This is a genomic window from Amycolatopsis sp. CB00013, assembly GCF_001905755.1.
GTDB classification, from domain to species: Bacteria; Actinomycetota; Actinomycetes; order Mycobacteriales; family Pseudonocardiaceae; genus Amycolatopsis; species Amycolatopsis japonica.
Genome location: NZ_LIWC01000002.1, coordinates 1,340,273 through 1,360,322 on the forward strand (window position 1 = coordinate 1,340,273; position 20,050 = coordinate 1,360,322).

The following is a 20,050-nucleotide window of genomic DNA, read 5'->3' on the forward strand; positions in this document are numbered from 1 at the left end:
GCGTCGAAGTGGTGGACCGGATTTCGACATGCCCCCGGATCCGATTTCGGGAGCGGGGGACCTTTGCTACCGCTTGGCGGCGGCTTGCCTCGCGGCGACCGGGTCCGACGTGGCCAAAGCGGCGTCGGCCAGTGCCTCGCATTCGGCCAGTGTCGTGGCCGCCAGGCTCGCGCCGACCGCGCGCACGGCGGGCGCGTTCATCGAGAGGCTGGTCAGGCCGAGCCCGGCCAGTACCAGGGCGAGCCTCGGATCAGCGGCGGCCTCACCGCAGACGCCGGCGGGCTTGCCGGTGTCCTTCGCGGCCTGGCCGATCACCTTGAGCAGGCGCAGCAGACCGGGCTGCCACGGGTCGTTGAGCTTGGCGACCGCGCCGAGCTGGCGATCCGCGGCGAAGGTGTACTGCGCGAGGTCGTTGGTGCCGACGGAGACGAAGTCGACCGCGTCGAGGATCTCGCGGGCGGTCAGCGCGGCGGCCGGGATCTCGATCATCACTCCCGCGCGGGCGATTCCGGCGGCGCGGACGCGCTCGGCGAACCAGGCGGCCTCGGCGGCGGTGGCGACCATCGGGGCCATCACCGAAACCTCGGCGCCGGAGTCCTGCGCGGCACCCGCGATGGCCTCGAGCTGGCGGTCGAGGATCTCGGGACGGTCGAAAGCGACGCGAAGGCCGCGTACGCCGAGCGCCGGGTTGGGCTCGTCCTCGGGCTCCAGGAACGCGAGTGGTTTGTCCGCGCCCGCGTCGAGGGTGCGGACGATGACCGGCTTGCCGCGGAACGGCGTGAGCACGGCGGTGTAGGCCTTGCGCTGCTCTTCGACGCTCGGCTCGGAAGAGGCGTCGAGGTAGCAGAACTCGGTGCGGAAGAGGCCCACGCCTTCCGCACCCGCCTCGGCGGCGGCCTGGGCGTCGGTGGCGGAACCGACGTTGCCGAGCACCTTCACCCGGTGGCCGTCGGAGGTCGCGCCGGTGCCGTCCCACTCGATCGCGCCGGTCTTGGCGGCCGTGACGACCTCGGCGTCCGGGTCCGCGACCTCGACGACGCCGGTGTCACCGTCCACCGCAAGCGCTTGCGCGTCGAGCGCGAGGAGCCCGCGGACCGCGACGACGGCGGGAATGCCGAGCGCGCGGGCGAGGATCGCGGTGTGGCTGGTGGGGCCGCCCTCTTCGGTGACGAGCGCGAGCACCTTCTCCGGGTCGAGACCGGCGGTGTCGGCGGGCGCGAGATCGCGGGCGACGAGCACGCTCGGCGAGGCGAGGTCGGGAACGCCGGGAGGCGCGATGCCGAGCAGTTCGGCGATGAGCCTGTCGCGCACGTCGAGGACGTCGCGAGCCCGCTCGGCCATGTAGCCGCCGGCGGCCGCGAGCGCGTCGGCGAACTTCCCCGCCGCCTGGTGCACCGCGCGCGGCGCGGGCAGGTTCTGCTCCTTGACGAGTTGCTCGGCCGAGGAGACGAGCGCAGGGTCGGCCGCCATCGCCGCGGTGGTGATGAGGATCGTCGCGGCCTCACCGCTCGCCGTCTCGGCGAGCTTCTCGAGCCTGCCGGCCACGATCTGCGCGGCCGGGGCGATCCGGGCGGCCTCGGCGGCGGGATCGGCCGGTGCCGGCGTGCTCGCGGGTTCACCGAGCGGTTCGGCGACCCGGACGACAGGACCGCTCGCGCGGCCGGGACTGACAGCGACCCCGGACAGTGACTCAGACGGCATGGTCTAGACCATATCTCATAGGCGGCGTGAGCTGGCTCATAGCCATCAGCAGAACACAGAAGAGGACATCATTCCAGTTCGGACGCCGTCGGATACGAGGGCTGCGCACCCTGGCGGGTCACGGTGATCGCCGCCACCTTCACCGCCTCGCGCGCCGCATCGACCAGTTGCTCGCCCTTCGCGAGCGACGTGGCGAGCGCCCCCGCGAAAGCGTCACCGGCGCCCGTCGTGTCGACGGCCTCGACCTTCGGCGACGGCACCTCCGTCACCCCGTCGGCCGTCACCACAGCCGCCCCCTTCGCGCCGAGCGTCACGACCGCTGCCTTCGGACCGAGATCGAGCAGCTTGGGGAAATCCGCCTCACCACCGAGCAGGAACGCGGCCTCGTGCTCGTTGACCAGAAGGACGTCCAGCCCCTGCAGCGTCTTCGCGGAAAGCTCGGCGGCGGGCGACAGATTCAGCAGCGTCTTCACGTGGTGATCGACGGCTTTCGCGACGGCATGCTCGACGGTTTCGAGCGGGATCTCCAGCGACAGCACCACGATCTCGGCGCCGTCGAGGTCGACGTCCTCGGGCCGCAAGGCGGAATTGGCACCGGGCGAGACGAGAATCGAGTTCTCACCGTCCGGCGTGACCGTGATGTACGCGATCCCCGTCGGGCGCTCACTCGTGTGCAGCGAGCCGGTGTCCACCCCGGACTCGGCGAGCGACCGCTTGAGCAACTCGCCGTACGGGTCGTCGCCGACCGCGCCGAGCAACGCGACGTCCGCCCCGAGCCTGGCCGCGGCGACCGCGGTATTGGCGCCCTTGCCACCCGGCGACAAGATCGTGTCGCCACCGAGTACGGTTTCGCCACCACCGGGTCGCCGATCGACCGGGACGACGAGATCGGCATTGGCGGACCCGATGACCAGCACCTGAGAAGTCATGGAAGAGACGATGCCATGACCAGCAGTTGTCCGGGCATGACCCTTCTCCAGACGAAGATGTGAAGAACTTTGTAACTTTCTCGGCGCGTAGTGCGACAATCAGGCGAGCAGCGGAACGCCGTCACTCTTTCGGGGGATAACCTTCCCCCGGGCGTCACTTCGGCGATCACGCCCGCTCTTGAGATGCGTTGCCGCTTCCAAGCGGTGACGTTGCCCCGATCCCGGCTTCCGTCGGGAAGAGGGCATCGGGTCGCCGGCGTCGATCACGTAGCCCCCCGAGTGATCGGCGCCGGCGGCGCCCCGGTTGACGGGCGCCTCAGCCCGCTACGGCTGTTTCCCGGAACTCCACGCGGTCCGATGCCCGCATACTGCTTTCGAACTCACGCCGCGCGTTCACACTGAACGGGCGCCCCAGCCGATACCAACCACCGGCGAGACTTTCGGACTCGTCGTTGTACGGATCACTCCTGGTCAATTCAGCCAGCTTCGGATGGCGGATCGCGAACATGTCCGATCCCGGCAGGAAGTCCAAGTAGGTGGAGCCATGGTCGACTCCCCACCGCACCGCGTCGATCTCGTGCCACCACACTCCGACGAAGGTGCCGTAGGTCCGGAAGTAGAAGCCGCGAGGTCCGAGTTCCAGGACGACTTTTCTCTTCTTCTCGTGTGTCGCTCCTTCGAAGGCTTCGACCCCCATCGTCACCACAAAGAGCGCGAAGAGCACCACAAGCGCGCCGACGCGCACTGAGCCTTCAGCGGCGGCAGCGACCACCGCGGCAGTGACCTCGATCATCAGAGCCGCGAACCGGAAGACCCCCAGCTTGCGCTTGTCCCATCCGTTGACGTGGATCTTCACCGCGTCGTCCACGACGTCAAGAGCTTCCTCGCGGGCCGTGACCACCACCGGTTCCTCGGGCACAGTCCGCACGGCGGTGTTGTCGTCCTCGATCGAGACATCGACATGTTTCACGAGGAAGGGCATCAGCAGCTTCAGCTCACGATGCCTGAGGTCGACATCGGCCACTTGGAGGTCTCCATCGGGTTCACGGGCCAATCCAGCGGACAGCGCGTCGAAACCCGATCCCGGGCGAATGACCAGAGTGAAGTCGTCAGATCCGGAACGGCGTGGGGAGTACTCGCGAAACTTGAGACTCAGGATGACTTTCGCGATGTCCTCCCACCTGGCGCTCCAGGCCACCACGCCACCCTTGATGCGCCTGATTCCGTCGCGATCGAAAATCAGTTCGTCAGCGGGAGGGGGTGTCCGGTAGTTACGGAACTCGATGGTTCCGCAGTAGATGAACACGGCGCAGAGGACCCCGGCCACGATGCGCACCGCCAGCTGGAAGTCGCCGACCACGGCGATCGCCATGACCACGGCCAGGGTTCCGAACAGTATGACCAGCACCAGATGACCGATGACGCCAGGCGTTCGTGAGATCACCAACCGTTCGTCGGACACGTCATGGCTCCTGTCGCACCGACGAAGGTTCTGAACCTTCGTCACCGAGAAGACTCGGGTCGTCGATTCCTGGAGACTCGCAGGCGACTTCCGCATTTCTCTTGAGGACCGGCCAGATCTCTTCGACGTCCTCCGACGTCAGTTCCGTCTCAGCGAGGAGGATGTCGCCGTTCTCCTCACGCTTCAGTCCCAGCAGTCGCGCCAAGCGCTCGCGCGGGTAGTACGCGTCGACACTTTTCGACGGGCTGAGAACCATATGAAACGCATCAGTGCCCGCGACTCGGCGCAGGATGATCTTTTCGATGTCGCTCCAGCGCACAGACCAACTCCACGTACGGGACGTCAAGGTCGCCACCGTGATCCACCGCGGTTTGAGAACCACTTCCCTGATGACTTGGCTCTGGTCGCGTCGCAGCGAAACGACCGCCATCCAGAACATCGACAAGCCCAGCAAGGCGGCGACGACACGGACGGCCACCCCGGTGTCCGAGATGACCCCGAAGCCGAGAACCACCATTGCGGCAAGCGCGATGAAACCGGCGCGCCGCTGTTTGTCGGCGTCACCGACCTTCGAGATCGACAGGCCATCTTGTGGCACCGGGTGCGTCGATGTCCCGCCCTTCCAGCGGAAGATGCTCTTCCGAGCGGGACGGCGCACCAAGCCCGGTCGCCGAGATTCGACCAAGGCCGCGAATCGCTCTGCCTCGACGGCCGTCATGGTCGGTGCCAGTCGATGACCGAACCTCGATCGCTTCCGGAACATTTCATGCAGGAGGACGACTGCTTCCGCCTCGGCCAAAGCGACATGGACAGCGAAGCACTTACCGACGACATGTTCGTCGAGGACTACCTCGTTGACTTCATCCCATGACAGGACAACGGTTTCATCCTTCTCGGCCGGTTGCTCCAACCCCTCGTCCGTCACGGACACTCGAAGCGACTTCGTGGTCTCGCGATGGCGAAACGCGAGGGAACCGAGGAAGAAGAGCCCGATCGCGAAGATCGCTGCCCCTAGAACCATCGACGAGCCACCGCCGTTCTCCGCCTGATCCGCGACAACGAACAGGCCGCCACCGAAGGTGATCAAGCCGATGCCGTTCAGTCCGGATACCAGAACCCCGGTGACGAACTTGGCGTTGTCGGGAATTCCGAACTCGACCACGTCCGCCGGCAGGGGCCGAATTCCGCGGATCTCACGCCGCCGGAACAAGAACCGGTTCGTGACCGCCCGCCCGCCGGTCACTACTCCCGCCAGGATTCCGGCCAAAGCCACCACGATGCCGGCGACGACCAGGAACGGCATGCCGCCGCCCAGCGCATCGGCGTGCAGGATCACCGTCGACAAGGTCGAGACGAGTACCGCGGACACCGACCACGCGGCGATACCTTTGGCGACCGCCGCGAACCGGGACTCCCGGGCGATGACAGCAGTCGCCTGCCGCGGAGCGGACACCGCGCCGTCCGAGCGACCGGGCTCTCCCCAGCGCACGACGCCGGCATCGTCTTCGTGCTTCTCGGGCCCGAATCCGCCGCGCCGAACACTCTGATCCCGCCACTCCACCGAACCGGGCTTGAATCGCTCGATGGTCGCTTCGGCGCGTTCGGCCTCGGCGGGATCCATGGCGGTGGTCATCAGGAATCCGTGCTCGGACTCGTTGTCGAATATCGGCAACAGCTGCTGCCGTCCTCGCTCGTCCGAGACCGCGATGTGAACGTCCACGCGACGACCACCTCGGTGGCGATCGAAGACGAAGCCGTCGATGCTCGGCCACGCGACGGTTTTCTGCCCTTCTCCGACAGGCTGGCTCATGCCGACGGGCGTGAAGGTGATCTCGATCGGCCAGGTGCGACCGCTGTCACGTGCCCGGCTGATCGCCATCGGGATCAGCGGATAGATCGCCAGCCCAGCGACGAGGAACGTACCCGCCGACAACGCGGTGAAGCCACCACCATCGAGTATCGCCCACCCTGAGGCGCCTCCGGCCAGCAGCAAGCCAAGCCCGATCAGGAAAAGCTCAACGGCGACGATGTTCGCCGCCGTGCGGCCGTCTTCCTCGGTCTCGGGGATGTCGAAGGTGATCGCGGCCTTCTCGGCGACGGGCTTTTCAGGCTTGATCACACCGAAAGTGAGAGCCTGGACGACGCTCACGAAGCCGATCTTCGTGACGACGAGCAACGCGATGATGAACGCTACGAACAGCACCACCCTGACGAACCCGTCGACCTGCGTGTAGCCCGGATCCTCCGGGTCTCGTTGGATCTGGACCAGGGTGTCGGCACCGACCAGTACCACCGTCAGCGCGAACCAGCCGATCAGACCCCTCAGTGCCGTTTTCAACGCACTCGCCGATAGCCAGGGACACGGCGAGCGAGGTGGACAGCCCCTAGGCGAACGATCTCAAATCGCCTCACGAACGGTTCTCCAGCGGCTCTGCCGTCGCCGCTCGCGGCTGGACAAGGTCAACGAGGCGTTTCGCGGCGGCTGCGCCCACCCGCTCCACGAGCACGTACTCGTCGCCCTCACTCGGCACGACGTGAACGCTGTAGTACCAGCGGCCGTTGCCCGGTGGAGCCGGCTTCACCACGATGTTGTCGATGTCCGCGTAGAGAACTTTGACTTCAGGGCTGTCCCTTTCCTTCCAGCTCAAGGAATCTGTTCGGAACACGAAGATCCCACGGCGTCCTCGGTACAAGGATGCGGCGAGGTAGACGAGCACGACCGCGGTGATGACGAACCGGTCCATCGCCACCTGACCGGACGCGGCGGTCGCCAATGACCAAGTAAGCAGAATCGCCCCCAGCAACATCACCGTCATCCGGACGAGCGAGGGCCGGCTCGCCGAGACCCGCTTCTCCGTCGAGACTCCTGACGAGGCGGTCTTCAGCCTGACGACCGTGCTCTTGGCCGGTCGGATCAAACCGAGCCCGCCCCTGGCCACTTCCCTCGTGGGCCACCGCGTCAAACCAGGCTTGAAGTTCTCGACCACTGCCGAGAAGCGCTCGGCTTCTTGAAGCCGAAGAAAGGGCGTGAGGAGATATCCGTGATCGGAACGAGTGCAGAAGGCTGCGGCCAGGTCTTCATCCCTCTTTTCACCCACGATCGCGAGGTGGACCTCGACCAGGTCGCCTGGGCGTTCCACGAAAACGAAACGCTTGATCCTCGACCAGTGGATTCGGCGTGGCGAACCATCGCGCGCGGTCTGTACGAACCCTCTCGACGTCAACTGCGCGGGAACCAGCGATGCTCCCGACGTGACCCGAAGCCTGCGCCTTGCCGAGGGAATCGCCGCGAGCAAGCCGACACCTGGTAGCAGGAAAGGAAGCGCGACCAGATATGTCGCCACATCGTCGGGTCTCAGCCGGACTGTCGCCACGATCATGGTTCCCGCCACCACCAGAAACCCGGCCCCTGTCGCGGCGAAAAAGATGAACGCCGCGACGGACCCGGCCCGATCTCCTCCATCGGGCACCGGCAGTTTCAGCTCGACCGGCAGGTCCAGCGATTCCGGTTCGGCCGGTGCTCGTGTCCTTCCGGTATCGCGCCGCAGGGTCGGCACCAGCCACCTTAGGACGGTCTCGGGACCGACGGCGTAACCGATGAACCCCAGGCCTCCAACGGCGACCAGACCGATCACCGCGAGGAATTCGTAGGGGTGCGGGACATTTCGCTGCCAGTCCTTGGCGGCGTAGTCCACGAACACCTGCTGTCCGCGGTCGGCCGGTGTCAGCTCGTCGGGGCCGAACTCGATCTCGACCGGTGCTCGATCCGGACCTGTCCGCACCTCGGCGACACATTTCCAGTAATAGCCCGCTCCTCGAGCCGAAAGCGGGCCGAATTCGGCGCACTCGCCGACGGTCGCGGTCCCGTCGGCCCCGTTGAGGTCAGAGCCGGAAACGGTGACCGGCACACCGGCGATCCGGAGAAACGTGAGCACACCGATGACGAACAAGGCCAGCAGGATCCACGCCGCGACACAGGTGACAACGGTTTTCGCGGCCGCTTTCATGACTTCCTCCGAACGACCGAGCTCTGGACTCGAGGACTAGATCGATCCTGATATCCGTTGTCCGCCAGGCTGGTCGAAAACCGGCTGCACTGTCGAACCGGCAGACTGGGCACCAACTGCACCATCCTTGCCGTCCTTCTTGTCGTCACCACCTGAAACCAGTTTGTCGCCGATTTCGCCGGCCTTCTTACCCGCCTCTTTCAACACTTCCTTCGTGACGGCATCAGGAACCTTCTTGACCTCTTCCTTCACCGCGTCGCCGACGTCCTTGGCGATGTCCTTCGCGCCGACCTTGCCGTACGCGGCGAGATTGGCGATGTCGTCGCCCAAGGTCTTGGCCAGACCGGAGACATCGTTCCCGAAGTTCTTGGCGACGTCCTTGACGTTCACCCCCTGGAGAAGCCTCTTCGCCTCTCCGAACATCGCACCCAGCTTCTTGATGAGCCCTGATGCGTTTCCGAAGGCCTTGGTCAATTGCTTGACCTTGTCCATGATCTTGGTCGCCCACCTGATCGCCATGGGAACTCCCTCGGCGGCCAGCCCGGCCGGCATCGCGGGGCCTGGGTAGCGACAGACGATCCAGATCAGCTTCCACACACACTCGGAGATCAGGTCACGGACCAAGCTGCGAACCACAGCGAGAATCGACTTGCACATCGCGATCATGACCGAGATTCCCTGCGCCCCGGTGGCGACCGATTCGTAGAGGTCCGCGCGATCGTTCGCGAACGCCCGGTAGGCGTCCGCGGCGGTCCCGGTCCAGGTGGCCGAGTCCCTGGCGACGTCCTGTCGCAGTTCATCGGCGACTTTCGACAACTCGTCGCCGATGTTCCCCCAGGTACCGCCCAGGTTCTCCAGCGCGACTTGGTCACCTGTCAGCCAGTCCAGTGGCTCCCGCAGAAAGCTGACATGCTCGATGACCCATCCGATACCCGCTTTGGCCAGAGCACCGAGCGGATCGGACATGTCGGAGGCGAAGGAGACGCCACCGATCACCAGATTGGCCAGTCCCTCACCCCAGTCCCCAGAAGAGAACTTGAGCAGGGCGTCGCCGAAGTCTTGTATCAGGCCGGCGCCCTCAAGCGGGCTTTCCTTCTTCGCACCGTCCGTGGCGACCAGTGGATTCGGCGCCTTCGGGGCGGGGTTCGTGGCAACAGGATTCTCAGTCATGGCCGGCCTTATACCTTGAAGAGTTTCTTGTACTCGTCCTCGGTGATTTCCTTCCGCTGCTGCCACACCCTGACCCGATCGGCGTGGTCGTCAGCGCTCGTCGCGGCCGTTCTGACGGCGTCTTCCGCGACGGATTGCGCCATGGAGAACGAGATGGCGAGCGACATACCGATGATCCCGAACGCTTCGGGGTGCATCGTCTGCTCGGCGGCGTTCAAGGCCGTGTTGATCCGCCCGGTGAGCGCATCGAGCTTCCCTCGATGTGTTTCGAGCGCGGATGGATCTACATCGAATCCTGGTCCACTGGAGCCGGTCATCGTTCTTTCCCTCCCTCAAGAACCCGCTCAGCGCAGGAAGTCGCCGCCGGTGAAGTAGTCGTCCTCGTGGTCCGTCTGCTGTCGGCGCGCGGCACGCGGCGGCGCGGGCGGGGCCGGGGGTGCGGGCGGCTTCGGGGCGGGAGGGGGCGGAGGCGCGTCGAGTTCGTCTTCGGCGACGAAGCGGTCGTCCTCGTCCGCCTCCTGGTGACCGCCCTCGACGTAGCCCGTCGGTTCGGGTTCCGGGTACTCGTTGTGCAGCTGGTTGACCAGCTCGTTCATCGTTTCGGTGCCCGCGATGGACGGCACGCCGGTCTGCATCGCGCCCGCGAGTTTGCTCTGCGCGCTCTGGACGACGCGGAGGATCTCCTGCGCGAGCGCCGGGTTGTCCCGCACGGACGGGCCGATCTCCAGGCCCACCAGGTTCCCCGCGTGGTTGACCTTGACCGAGATCTGGCCGTCCTTGCTGCGTTCGGACACCGAGACACCCTCGATCTCGGTCCGCATCTGATTCGCCTTCCGCTGGGCGTCGGCCAGCTTGGCCTCGAAATCAGCGAAGAGCTGCTCAGGGTTCGACACGCGAACCTCCCCTGTTCACGTCGTAGCCGTTCGGCGACCGAGTGTGGCATACCCGTCTGACATCGGGGAACGTTTGGCGGACATCCGCACCCCGGTCGTGTGGATCACCACAGCGACCTCCGGTTTTCCCTACCGGATCCGACGGCTTACCTCATGTTCCCGCAGGTCAGCGACCCCTAGCGTGGCCGGTATGACGATTTCGGACTGGAAACGCGCGGTCTACGCGCTTCTCGTACTGCCGGGGTATCTCGGTGGCGCGAAGGTCCAGCGTGGACTGACGCGGCGCTGGCTCGGGCACGAGAGCGGGTCCCGGCCGCGGTTCGTGGCGGCGTTCGGTCCGAGCGCGGTCGCGTTCCTGCTCGCTTTGCTGCTGTTCTACCTCGTCGGGCGCATCGCGACCTACGGGCTCTTCTGGACCGGCAGCGATCCCGAGGGCACGTGGGGCGGGCCGACGCTGGCAGGGGCGTGGATCGTGCACTTCCTCATCGCGGCCGGGATGGCCATCCCGATCTTCCTTGCGCTCCGGCCGCTCACGCGCCTCCAGTCCCGGCTTCTGGGTTCTTCCCCGGTAAGGGCGCACTGACCACCTAGAATGCCCGGATGACGAACACCGGCCGCAGGGGTCGCGAGCGGGCCGCGACCGATCAGGACATCCGCCGGACGGCGCGGGCGCTCCTGGTCGAGCAGGGGCCGGAGGCCGTGACCCTGCGGGCGATCGCGCGCGAGCTCGGCATCACGGCGCCGGCGTTGTACCGCTACTACGGTTCCCGCGACGATCTGGTCGAGCACCTGCGCGCGGATGTCGTCGCGGATCTGGCGGCCGGGCTCGCCGAGGACATCGCGCAGTTGCCGGACGAGGGCGCGCTACAGCTTTTCGCCATCTGCAAGGGATTCCGGCGGTGGGCGCTCACGCACACGAAGGAGTTCACGCTGGTTTTCGCGTCGCCGGCCGGCGACGACACGTTGAGCAGGCTGGACGAGCCGTTCGGGCGGATCTTCCTCGCGGCGGCGGGGCGCGTGCTCGCGATGCACGATCTGGTGACGCCGTCGAACGACGTGGTCCCGGCCGAGTTGCGCGACGATCTCACGTCGTTCCAAGAGGAACTGCTCGCCGTGCTGAAGGAGTCCGGGGCGACGTTCCCGCTCGAAAAGCTCGACCTCGGCGTGACGTACCTGATGATCCAGTTCTGGGCCCGGCTCTACGGGCACGTCACGCTCGAGGTCTTCGGCAACTACCCGATCCCGTTCTCGAAACCGGACGTCCTCTTCGACGCGATGCTGGCCGATCTCGCGCGCGAGATCGGCCTGTCCACCGAGTAGCTAGGCCGCGTGCCCGCCGTCGACCGAGACGGTCGCGGCGGTCACGTACTTGCTTTCCGGCCGTGCCAGGAACGACACGGTGGCGGCGACCTCCGACGGCGAACCGTAGCGGTCGAACACCGTCAGGCTCCGCTGGTCGGCGGCGTACGGGCCGTCGGCCGGGTTCATGTCGGTGTCGGTCGGGCCGGGGTGGACGATGTTCACGGTGATGCCGCGCGGCCCCAGTTCCCTGGCCAGGCCCTTGGTCAGGCCCAGCAGCGCGGTCTTGCTCACCGCGTACAGCGACATGCCGGGGCCGGGCACGCGGTCCGAGACGCAGCTGCCGATGGTGATCACGCGGCCGCCGTCGCCGAGGTGCCGGGCCGCGGCCTGGGTGGCCACGTAGACACCGCGGACGTTGACCGCGAGCACGCGGTCGATGTCCTCCAGGCTCGTCTGGTCGAGCGGGCCGACGAAGCCGACGCCGCCGTTGTTGACCAGCACGTCGAGCCTGCCGAATTCGGCGACCGCCGTGTCGACCGCGGAGACCACGGCCGCGGCGTCGGCGCTGTCGGCCTGGATGGCCAGCGCACGGCGGCCGAGCGCCTTGATCCGGTCCACGACACCGGCCGCGAGCTCGGCGTTGTTCTGGTAGGTGAGTGCGACGTCAGCGCCGTCCTCGGCGAGCCGGATCGCCGTGGCGGCACCGATCCCGCGGCTGCCGCCGGTCACCAAAGCCACCTTGCCGTCGAGGGTCATGCGATGTTCTCCGTTCGATTTCGTTGTCCTTGAACAACTCCATCGAATCGCCGCACGACCCTCGACGCTGGCGTCTTTCCGCCACGGTGCTACAGGACGATGTTGACCAAGCGCCCCGGCACGACGATCACCTTGCGCGGGGTGCCGTCGCCGACCAGCGCGGCGACCTTCTCGTCGGCCAGCGCGGCCGCCTGCACGGCGTCCTTGCCCGCGTCGGCGGGCACGGTGACGCGGGAACGCACCTTGCCGTTGACCTGGATCGGGTACTCCACCGAATCCTCGACCAGGTACTTCTCGTCGACGACCGGGAACGGCCCGTGCACCAGGGAATCCGCGTGGCCCAGGCGCTTCCACAGCTCCTCGGCCAGGTGCGGGGCCAGCGGCGCCAGCATCAGCACCAGCGGCTCCACCAGCTCGCGCGGAGTCGCCTCGGCACCGCCGTAGACCTTGGTGACGTGGTTGTTCAGCTCGATCAGCTTCGCGCCGGCCGTGTTGAACCGCAGTTCCGCGTAGTCCTCGCGGACCCCGGCGATCGCCTTGTGCAGCTGCTTGCGGTCGGCGTCCGTGGCGTCCACTGTGGACACACGCAGCTCGCCGGTCTCTTCATTGACGACCAGGCGCCACAGGCGCTGCAGGAACCGCTGCGCGCCGACGACGTCCTTGGTCGCCCACGGCCGCGAGACGTCCAGCGGGCCCATCGACATCTCGTAGAAGCGGAAGGTGTCGGCGCCGTAGTCGGCGGCCATCTGGTCAGGCGTCACGACATTCTTCAGGCTCTTGCCCATTTTGCCGTATTCCTGCTTGACCTCTTCTTCGCCGAAGAAGAACTTGCCGTCCCGCTCCACGACCTGATCGGCCTGGACGTGCACGCCGCGGGCATCCGTGTACGCGTACGCCTGCACGTAACCCTGGTTGAACAGCTTCCGGTACGGCTCCTTGGACGACACGTGGCCCAGGTCGAACAGCACCTTGTGCCAGAACCGCGAGTACAGCAGGTGCAGCACGGCGTGCTCGACACCGCCGACGTACAGGTCCGTGCCGCCGGGGTCGTCGACGCCGTGTTCGGCAGGCCGCGGGCCGACCCAGTACGCCTCGTTCTCCGGCGCGACGAACACGTCCGGGTTCGTCGGGTCCAGGTACCGCAGCTGGTACCAGCAGGAACCCGCCCAGTTCGGCATGGTGTTGATGTCGCGGCGGTAGGTCTTCTTGCCCTCGCCCAGGTCCAGTTCGACCTCGACCCAGTCGGTGGCGCGCGCCAGCGGCGAGGACGGCGTACTGTCCTTGTCCTCCGGGTCGAACGTCACCGGCGAGTAGTCGGCGACCTCGGGCAGCTCCACCGGCAGCATGCTTTCCGGCAGCGCGTGGACGTGGCCGTCCTCGTCGTAGACCACCGGGAACGGCTCGCCCCAGTAGCGCTGACGCGAGAACAGCCAGTCGCGCAGCTTGTACTGGACGGTGCCGCGGCCGTGCTCGTTCTCCTCCAGCCAGCCGATCATCGTCTTCTTGGCCTCGTCGACGCCCATGCCGTCCAGGAAGCCCGAGTTGATCGCCGGTCCGTCGCCGGTGAACGCCTTGCCGTCGAAGCCTTCCGTCGGCTGGACCGTACGGATGATCTCCAGGCCGAACTTCTCGGCGAACTCCCAGTCGCGGGTGTCCTGGCCGGGGACGGCCATGATCGCGCCGGTGCCGTAGCCCATCAGGACGTAGTCGGCGACGAAGACCGGGATCTCCTTGCCGTCGGCCGGATTCACCGCGTAGGAGCCGGTGAAGACGCCGGTCTTCTCCTTGTTCTCCTGACGGTCCAATTCGGACTTCCGCGAAGCCGCGGCGCGGTACTCGGCGATGGCTTCGGCCGGGGTGGCGGCGTCGCCGGTCCAGCTCGCGTCGACGCCTTCCGGCCACGTGGCGGCGGTCAGTTCGTCGACCAGCGGGTGCTCGGGCGCGACCACCAGGTACGTGGCGCCGAACAGGGTGTCCGGGCGGGTGGTGAAGACCTCGATCTTCTTGTCGCCGGACTCGAACGAGACCCGCGCGCCGTGCGAGCGGCCGATCCAGTTGCGCTGCATGGACTTGACCTTCTCCGGCCAGTCCAGCAGGTCCAGGTCGTCGACCAGGCGATCGGCGTACGCGGTGATCCGCATCATCCACTGACGCAGATTGCGCCGGAACACCGGGAAGTTGCCGCGTTCACTGCGGCCGTCCGCGGTGACCTCTTCGTTCGACAGCACCGTGCCCAGACCGGGGCACCAGTTCACCGGCGCCTCGGAGAAGTAGACCAGCCGGTGCGTGTCGATGATCTCCAGCTGCTCGGCGCGGGTCAGCTCGCACCAGTTGCGGCCGTCGGGCGTGCGGCGCTTGTCCTGCGCGTACTCGGTCTCCAGCTCGACGATCGGCCGGGCCTTGCCCGCCTTCTCGTCGTACCAGGAGTTGAAGATCTGCAGGAAGATCCACTGGGTCCACTTGTAGTACTCCGGATCGATCGTCGAAATCCGGCGACGCTCGTCGTGACCCAGGCCCAGGCGCCGAATCTGGCGCAGGTAGGTCTCCATGTTCTCTTCGGTCGTCTTGCGCGGGTGCTGCCCGGTCTGCACCGCGTACTGCTCGGCGGGCAGGCCGAAGGCGTCGAAGCCCATCGTGTGCAGCACGTTGCGGCCGATCATGCGGTGATACCGCGCGAAGACGTCGGTCGCGATGAAGCCCAGCGGGTGCCCGACGTGCAGGCCTGCGCCCGACGGGTACGGGAACATGTCCTGGACGAACAGCTTGTCCGACGGGACCTCCCCGCTCTCGTCCGCGAGCGGGCCCACCGGGTTCGGTGCGTGGTAAGTGCCGTGGTCGGACCAGTAGTCCTGCCAACGCTGCTCGATCTGGCCCGCCAGCTCCGCGGTGTAGCGGTGCTGAGGGGCCGCGTCGGCGCCTTCGCTCGCCTGGTTCATCGCCGAAATCCTCCGTGCTCATCCACGTCAAGCCACTCCAGAAACAACTCGACCCCTCAGCCCGGAGGGCATGAGGGGTCGCCGCGCTGGTCCCGGCCGTTCGACCGAGTTCAGCGCGGCAGGCTAAGGAGCAGCCGAGCCGTGTTCATGAGTCCAGTTTAACGCCCAGGTCAAAGGCGTTCCGAGGGGACCGCCAGAGCGATGAACTGGGTCACCTGGGTCGCGGAGAAGTTGTTGTCACTGACCAGGACCAGGCTGCGCTCCCCGTTCGGGAGGCGCGGGCCCCAGGTCATGCCCTCGACGTTGTCCACCGTGGACAGTTCGAAGTCCGCGAGGTCGGCCAACAGGCGCTTCTTGACCGGCTTGACCTTCGTCGCATCGGCGAGGGAGGGCGTTTTGAGGACGTTCGTGGCGCCCTTGGTGTCGATTTCGTAGATGCGGATCTTGTTGCCGACGCCGGTGACGAACGACCGCTCCATCACCAGGTAGCGCGTCGGATCGGCCTGGTCGACGGCCAGCAGCGACGAGATGCCGGTGGTCGCGAACGCGCCGGGCGGGTTCGGCGACGCGAAGACCTTCTCCTGCGGGTACGCGTACTGCGCGAGGACCGGCCCGAACCGCGACTGGACGGTGATCCGCGAAAGGGCGCCCGACGTGGTGTTCGGCTCCGGGCCGTCCTGGAGCAGCGGGCCCTCGACCGAGCTGGCGACCAGCGACCCGAAGCCCGCGAAGGTGAGGCCTTCGAGGGCGAGGTTCTGCCGCGGCCCCGCCGTCTCGGTCATCTTCTCGTTGGCGGGAATCGGCAGGTCACGGGCGTAGGAGCCGTCGCGCTCCGCCTCGCGGATCGACGGATCGATCCGCGCCGCGGCCGACCGCTCGCCCTCCTGCGACCAGACGTACCGGCCGGTCCAGGGGTCGACGCGCAGCTCTTCGGGGTCGATGGTCTGCATGTTCGGCGGCTGCGCGGGGTCGTTCTTCGCGAGCGGCGGGTACGGCGTGCCGTCGGGACGCAGGAGCGGCTTGGTGCCGGTGAAGGTCACCGGGCCGAGGCCCTTGGCGTCGAGGGAGAACTTCGCCGTGTAGAACCGCGCCGGGTTGATGGCGGAGCGGTCGTCGCAGATCAGCGCGTACTCGCCGGTGCGGGGGTCGTAGTCGATGCTGGACAGGCCGCCGACGACGGTGCCTTCGTAGGGCAGGGCGTTCGGGACGATCTGTTCCCCGATCAGGCGAAGCGGACGGTGACCCGCTTCGGCGGCCGGTGCGGCCATCAGGGTGAGGGGGACGGCCCCGATCAGGGCGAGAGTGAGAGCACGGCGTGACATGGCCTGTAGCACAGTCGATCAGGGTATCCGGCAGGTTGCCGGGACGTCACGCTTATCCTCGTGGAGTGTTCGTCATAGCGCTGGTCCCGATCGTGCTGGGTGTCCTCGTCGGCTGGGGTGGGTTCCTCGGCCTGCGCGAGAAGCTGCCGCGTGACCGCGGCGCCGGCGTGCGCACCGCCGCCACGATGCGCAGCGAAGAGGCCTTCCGGCTCGGCAACAAGGTCGCCGGGGTCCCGACGCTGGCAGGCGGCGTGATCGCCGTGCTCGCGGGGATCGCCGCGCTGGTCATGCCGACGACGTTCGGGCTGCTGCTCGCCTCGTTCGTGGGTGTGGCCGGGATGGTCGCGCTGGTCGCGGCCGGGGGAGTGCTCGGCAACCGCGCCGCCGCGACGGTGCCGGAGCCCGAACCGGAGCGGCCCGCCGGCTGCAGCGGCTGCGCGTGCGGCACCTGCGGCGTCTTCAAGAAGGCCGACACCGCCACCGCTTAATTGCGCTGGAGGTCGCCCGGATGGGTGGCCAGCAGCGCCAGCGGGATGCCCTGACGCCGCAGCACCTGGCCCCACAGGTCGTGGTGCGGCGAGGCGAGGACGTCACTGGGCAGCGCCGGGACGATCACCCAGTCGTCGCGTTCGATCTCGTTCGCCAGCTGGCCGGAATCCCAGCCCGCGTACCCGGCGAACACCCGCACGCCGCGGACCTTCGGCACCAGGATCTCGGGATCGGTGTCGAGGTCGACCAGCGCGACCGGACCCCGGACGGCGATCACGCCGGGCACGCTCGACGCCGTCTCGCCGGTCCGCAACGCGGCCAGGCACAACGCGGTCTTCTTCTCGACCGGACCGCCGACGAACACCGACTGCGGCTCGGCGACGTGCCCGCCCCAGTTGGGGAGCACGTCGTACACCGGCACGTCACTCGGCCGGTTGAGCACGACGCCGAGCGTTCCCTCGTCCCGGTGATCGATGACGAACACGACGGTTCGCCGGAAGTTGGGATCGAACATCGTGGGGGCGGCGACCAGGAGCGTTCCCGGTTCGACCTCGGCGTCCGCTGGCACGTCCGCCATGATCCCACTTCGAGCGGAGACAAATCGTCCGGCTCTGGGAACAACAGCATCACGAGCACCGTTGGACACAACGGTCGGTGCGCTTTCCGTGTCCCCCGGGCTCACTGAAGAACCGCCTTTGTGGAATACCGTCCGGCTGGAGCCACACTGCGCATAGCCGCCGAGAGGCGACCTCAAAGCGCATCGGCCACCTTTATAGGCTGCTCCCGTGACGACCACCGCCACGGCGCCCACCAGGGCGTTCGTCCGCGACCGTGACTTCCTCCGACTGCTGTTCACGCGGTTTTCCGCGCACTGGGGCAACGGCATGTACCAGGCCGGGCTGGCCGGTGCCGTCCTCTTCAACCCCGAACGCGCCGCCGACGCGCTCGCCATGGCGGGCGGATTCGCGGCGCTGCTGCTGCCGTACTCGATCGTCGGCCCGTTCGCGGGCGCTCTGCTCGACCGCTGGGACCGCCGGAAGGTCCTGATCTTCGCGAGCCTGCTGCGGTCGGCCACCATCCTCGCGACGGCCGTCGCCGTGGGCACGGGTGTGGCCGGGATCGGGCTCTTCTCCCTCGCGCTGGCGTCCGAAGGCATTTCGCGGTTCATCGGCTCGGGTCTGTCCGCGTCGCTTCCCCATGTCGTCGAAGAGAAGTCCGTGGTCGCCGCGAACGCCTTCGCGGCCACCTGGGGTTCGGTGCTCGCCGTCGTCGGGGGCGGCTGCGCGATCGGCCTCCGGGCGCTGACCGGCGCGGACGACGCCGGTTCCGCCTGGGTCACCGCCGTCGCCGCGCTGGGCGGGATCGGCGCCGCCGTCCTAGCCGCCGGCTTCGCGCGCGGACTGCTCGGGCCGTCGACGGTCGACGAGCCGTCGAACCCGGCCCTCGCCGTCGCCCGCGGCCTGGCCGACGGCGCGAAGGCGGCCTGGCGCACGCCCAGCGTCACGGCCGGGTTCGTCGCGCTGTTCGCCCATCGCGCGTCGTACGGGATCTCGCTGCTGGTGACGGTCCTGCTGATGCGCAACCACTTCGCCGCCGGGATGACGGGGCTGGGCGAGATGGCGGCGTTCGCCGGCGCCGGGATCCTCGTCGCCGGGCTGCTGACCGCCTGGCTGATCAAGCGGTTCGGCAGGGTCCGCGTCGTGGTGGGGGCATTGGTGCTGGCGGCGGTCGCGCAGTCCGCGCTCGGCCTGCCGATGACGATCCCCACCGCGTTGCTCGCGGCGTTCCTGGTGACCGGCGCCGGACAGGTGCTGAAACTCTGCGTCGATTCCTCGGTGCAACTCGACGTCGCCGACGAAGCGAGAGGGCGGGTCTTCGCGCTCTACGATACGCTCTTCAACATCACCCAGGTCGTCGCGGTCTCGCTGGCCGCGACGGTGATCCCGGCCGACGGACGCTCGCCGGGGCTGCTCGTCACGGCGACCGTCCTCTACCTGGCGGGAGCCGCCGGTCATCTGCTCGCCGGGCGAAAACACCAGATCCGGTGATATGGCGCGGGCGTTGGCATTAGGGTGACGCTTACCGACACCGGGTGGCGTATGCCCGGGATCCAGCACTAGCGGGGGCTCAAGTGACGACGGCCGGCGACGACAGCGCACGCCTCGAAGCGCGCAATGCCGCCATGAAGGACCAGGTCGACACGCTGCTCGAACAGTTCGAGCGCCAGACGGCCCAGCTCCGGGACGCGCAAGAAGCCGCTTCGCAGACGTCCGCGACGGTGGTCTCGCAGGACGGCCTCGTCCGCGCCACCATCGACGCGACCGGCACCCTCGCCAAACTCGAGATCCAGCCGAACGCCTTCGAGCGCACCAACCCCGCGCAGCTGGCCAACACCGTGCTGACCCTGGTCCGCCAGGGATCGCTGCAGGTCAAGCAGCAGGTCGCCGAGCTGATGGCCCCGATCACCGAAGGGCTGCCGGACCTTTCGGACCTCATCGAAGGCGCGCCTTCGCTGCAAGGGCTGATGCCTGCCATTCCGGACTTCCTCGCGGCCGGAGAGGAAGCAGAGCCGGCGAAGTCCGACGAAGACTTCGACGCGCCACTGATGATCAAGGACGACACGCCGCCTCCTCCTCCGCCACCGGCCGCCCCGCCCGCGCCGCCGACGCCGAAACCGGTTCCGAAACGGGTGCGTCAGCAGGACGACGATGAGGAAGAGCCGCCTTCGAGCTGGCTGACCAGGGGAGTCTGATGCCGAACGGTGGGGGCGGAGCCGGATTCACCGCGGATCCGGATGCGGTGAAGTCGGCCGCGGCCAAATTGGGGATCGCCGCGGACCAGCTGGACGAGGCGGGCAAGGAACTGCTGGCCGCGATGAACTCGCTCGGCCAGTGCTGGGGCAACGACGACGCGGGCAAGGAGTTCGCTAAGGACTACGAGCCCGGCGCGCAGGGCTCGTCCGAGGGGTTCGCGAACATCGTCGAGGCGCTGCGGGGTATGCAGCACAACGTCGAACGCTCGATGACCGCGTTCACGAACGCCGAGGAAGAGATCAAGTCGACGCTGGACAAGAAGGTCTAGCG

18 protein-coding genes are annotated in these 20,050 nt (G+C 67.5%); 6 read left to right on the top strand and 12 right to left on the bottom strand.

Features of this window, described 5'->3' with window-relative positions; genetic code table 11:
- Nucleotides 1–66: 66 nt before the first annotated feature.
- The 8 genes from ptsP to AMK34_RS16550 all read right to left on the bottom strand — a co-directional run bounded on the left by ptsP (nucleotide 67) and on the right by AMK34_RS16550 (nucleotide 10,162).
- Nucleotides 67–1,701 (bottom strand): phosphoenolpyruvate--protein phosphotransferase, encoded by a 1,635-nt coding sequence (gene ptsP / locus AMK34_RS16515; RefSeq protein ID WP_073845914.1) that lies wholly within the window; start codon nucleotides 1,699–1,701, stop codon nucleotides 67–69.
- A gap of 68 nt (nucleotides 1,702–1,769) precedes the next feature.
- Nucleotides 1,770–2,630 (bottom strand): ribokinase, encoded by an 861-nt coding sequence (locus tag AMK34_RS16520; RefSeq protein ID WP_073845915.1) that lies wholly within the window; start codon nucleotides 2,628–2,630, stop codon nucleotides 1,770–1,772.
- 316 nt (nucleotides 2,631–2,946) lie between these two features.
- Nucleotides 2,947–4,092 (bottom strand): hypothetical protein, encoded by a 1,146-nt coding sequence (locus tag AMK34_RS16525; protein WP_073845916.1) that lies wholly within the window; start codon nucleotides 4,090–4,092, stop codon nucleotides 2,947–2,949.
- A 1-nt stretch (nucleotide 4,093) separates the two neighbouring features.
- Nucleotides 4,094–6,430 (bottom strand): hypothetical protein, encoded by a 2,337-nt coding sequence (locus tag AMK34_RS16530; RefSeq protein ID WP_073845917.1) that lies wholly within the window; start codon nucleotides 6,428–6,430, stop codon nucleotides 4,094–4,096.
- Nucleotides 6,431–6,500: 70 nt separating this feature from the next.
- Complete coding sequence (locus AMK34_RS16535) at nucleotides 6,501–8,099, bottom strand: DUF6346 domain-containing protein (RefSeq protein ID WP_073845918.1); 1,599 nt, start codon at nucleotides 8,097–8,099, stop codon at nucleotides 6,501–6,503.
- Between the two features lie 36 nt (nucleotides 8,100–8,135).
- Nucleotides 8,136–9,269 (bottom strand): WXG100 family type VII secretion target, encoded by a 1,134-nt coding sequence (locus AMK34_RS16540; RefSeq protein WP_073845919.1) that lies wholly within the window; start codon nucleotides 9,267–9,269, stop codon nucleotides 8,136–8,138.
- Nucleotides 9,270–9,277: 8 nt separating this feature from the next.
- Complete coding sequence (locus AMK34_RS16545) at nucleotides 9,278–9,586, bottom strand: type VII secretion target (RefSeq protein ID WP_073845920.1); 309 nt, start codon at nucleotides 9,584–9,586, stop codon at nucleotides 9,278–9,280.
- 27 nt (nucleotides 9,587–9,613) lie between these two features.
- Nucleotides 9,614–10,162 carry a YbaB/EbfC family nucleoid-associated protein gene (locus tag AMK34_RS16550; RefSeq protein ID WP_073845921.1) on the bottom strand — a complete coding sequence of 183 codons (549 nt, stop codon included), beginning with the start codon at nucleotides 10,160–10,162 and terminating at the stop codon, nucleotides 9,614–9,616.
- 190 nt (nucleotides 10,163–10,352) lie between these two features.
- On the opposite strand from AMK34_RS16550, the gene AMK34_RS16555 reads away from it, so the two are divergent.
- Both AMK34_RS16555 and AMK34_RS16560 read left to right on the top strand, forming a co-directional pair.
- Complete coding sequence (locus AMK34_RS16555) at nucleotides 10,353–10,745, top strand: hypothetical protein (protein WP_073845922.1); 393 nt, start codon at nucleotides 10,353–10,355, stop codon at nucleotides 10,743–10,745.
- Between the two features lie 17 nt (nucleotides 10,746–10,762).
- Nucleotides 10,763–11,482 carry a TetR/AcrR family transcriptional regulator gene (locus AMK34_RS16560; RefSeq protein WP_037334062.1) on the top strand — a complete coding sequence of 240 codons (720 nt, stop codon included), beginning with the start codon at nucleotides 10,763–10,765 and terminating at the stop codon, nucleotides 11,480–11,482.
- Here the strand turns inward: AMK34_RS16560 and AMK34_RS16565 are convergent, their stop codons facing one another.
- The 3 genes from AMK34_RS16565 to AMK34_RS16575 all read right to left on the bottom strand — a co-directional run bounded on the left by AMK34_RS16565 (nucleotide 11,483) and on the right by AMK34_RS16575 (nucleotide 16,478).
- Nucleotides 11,483–12,220, bottom strand: a complete 738-nt coding sequence (locus AMK34_RS16565) for an SDR family oxidoreductase (RefSeq protein WP_037334058.1) — start codon at nucleotides 12,218–12,220, stop codon at nucleotides 11,483–11,485.
- A gap of 89 nt (nucleotides 12,221–12,309) precedes the next feature.
- The gene (gene leuS / locus AMK34_RS16570; RefSeq protein WP_073845923.1) at nucleotides 12,310–15,156 is read right to left on the bottom strand and encodes a leucine--tRNA ligase; all 2,847 of its coding nucleotides are present in this window, start codon (nucleotides 15,154–15,156) and stop codon (nucleotides 12,310–12,312) included.
- A 170-nt stretch (nucleotides 15,157–15,326) separates the two neighbouring features.
- Complete coding sequence (locus tag AMK34_RS16575; RefSeq protein ID WP_073845924.1) at nucleotides 15,327–16,478, bottom strand: esterase-like activity of phytase family protein; 1,152 nt, start codon at nucleotides 16,476–16,478, stop codon at nucleotides 15,327–15,329.
- Between the two features lie 65 nt (nucleotides 16,479–16,543).
- Here AMK34_RS16575 and AMK34_RS16580 point away from each other — a divergent pair, with 65 nt between their 5' ends.
- Nucleotides 16,544–16,966: an SdpI family protein gene (locus tag AMK34_RS16580; protein WP_073845925.1), complete on the top strand. Its 423-nt coding sequence runs from the start codon at nucleotides 16,544–16,546 to the stop codon at nucleotides 16,964–16,966.
- Here the strand turns inward: AMK34_RS16580 and AMK34_RS16585 are convergent.
- The gene (locus AMK34_RS16585) at nucleotides 16,963–17,544 is read right to left on the bottom strand and encodes a YqgE/AlgH family protein (protein ID WP_007032276.1); all 582 of its coding nucleotides are present in this window, start codon (nucleotides 17,542–17,544) and stop codon (nucleotides 16,963–16,965) included. The genes AMK34_RS16580 and AMK34_RS16585 overlap by 4 nt on opposite strands.
- Before the next feature lie 208 nt (nucleotides 17,545–17,752).
- Between AMK34_RS16585 and AMK34_RS16590 the strand changes: the two genes are divergently transcribed.
- The 3 genes from AMK34_RS16590 to AMK34_RS16600 all read left to right on the top strand — a co-directional run bounded on the left by AMK34_RS16590 (nucleotide 17,753) and on the right by AMK34_RS16600 (nucleotide 20,048).
- Nucleotides 17,753–19,015 (top strand): MFS transporter, encoded by a 1,263-nt coding sequence (locus tag AMK34_RS16590; RefSeq protein WP_073845926.1) that lies wholly within the window; start codon nucleotides 17,753–17,755, stop codon nucleotides 19,013–19,015.
- An 83-nt stretch (nucleotides 19,016–19,098) separates the two neighbouring features.
- Nucleotides 19,099–19,719 carry a YbaB/EbfC family nucleoid-associated protein gene (locus AMK34_RS16595; RefSeq protein WP_073845927.1) on the top strand — a complete coding sequence of 207 codons (621 nt, stop codon included), beginning with the start codon at nucleotides 19,099–19,101 and terminating at the stop codon, nucleotides 19,717–19,719.
- On the top strand, nucleotides 19,719–20,048 hold the full coding sequence (locus tag AMK34_RS16600; protein ID WP_037334042.1) for a WXG100 family type VII secretion target: 330 nt from the start codon (nucleotides 19,719–19,721) through the stop codon (nucleotides 20,046–20,048). Before AMK34_RS16595 ends, AMK34_RS16600 begins: the two co-directional genes overlap by 1 nt.
- The last annotated feature ends 2 nt before the right edge of the window (nucleotides 20,049–20,050 follow it).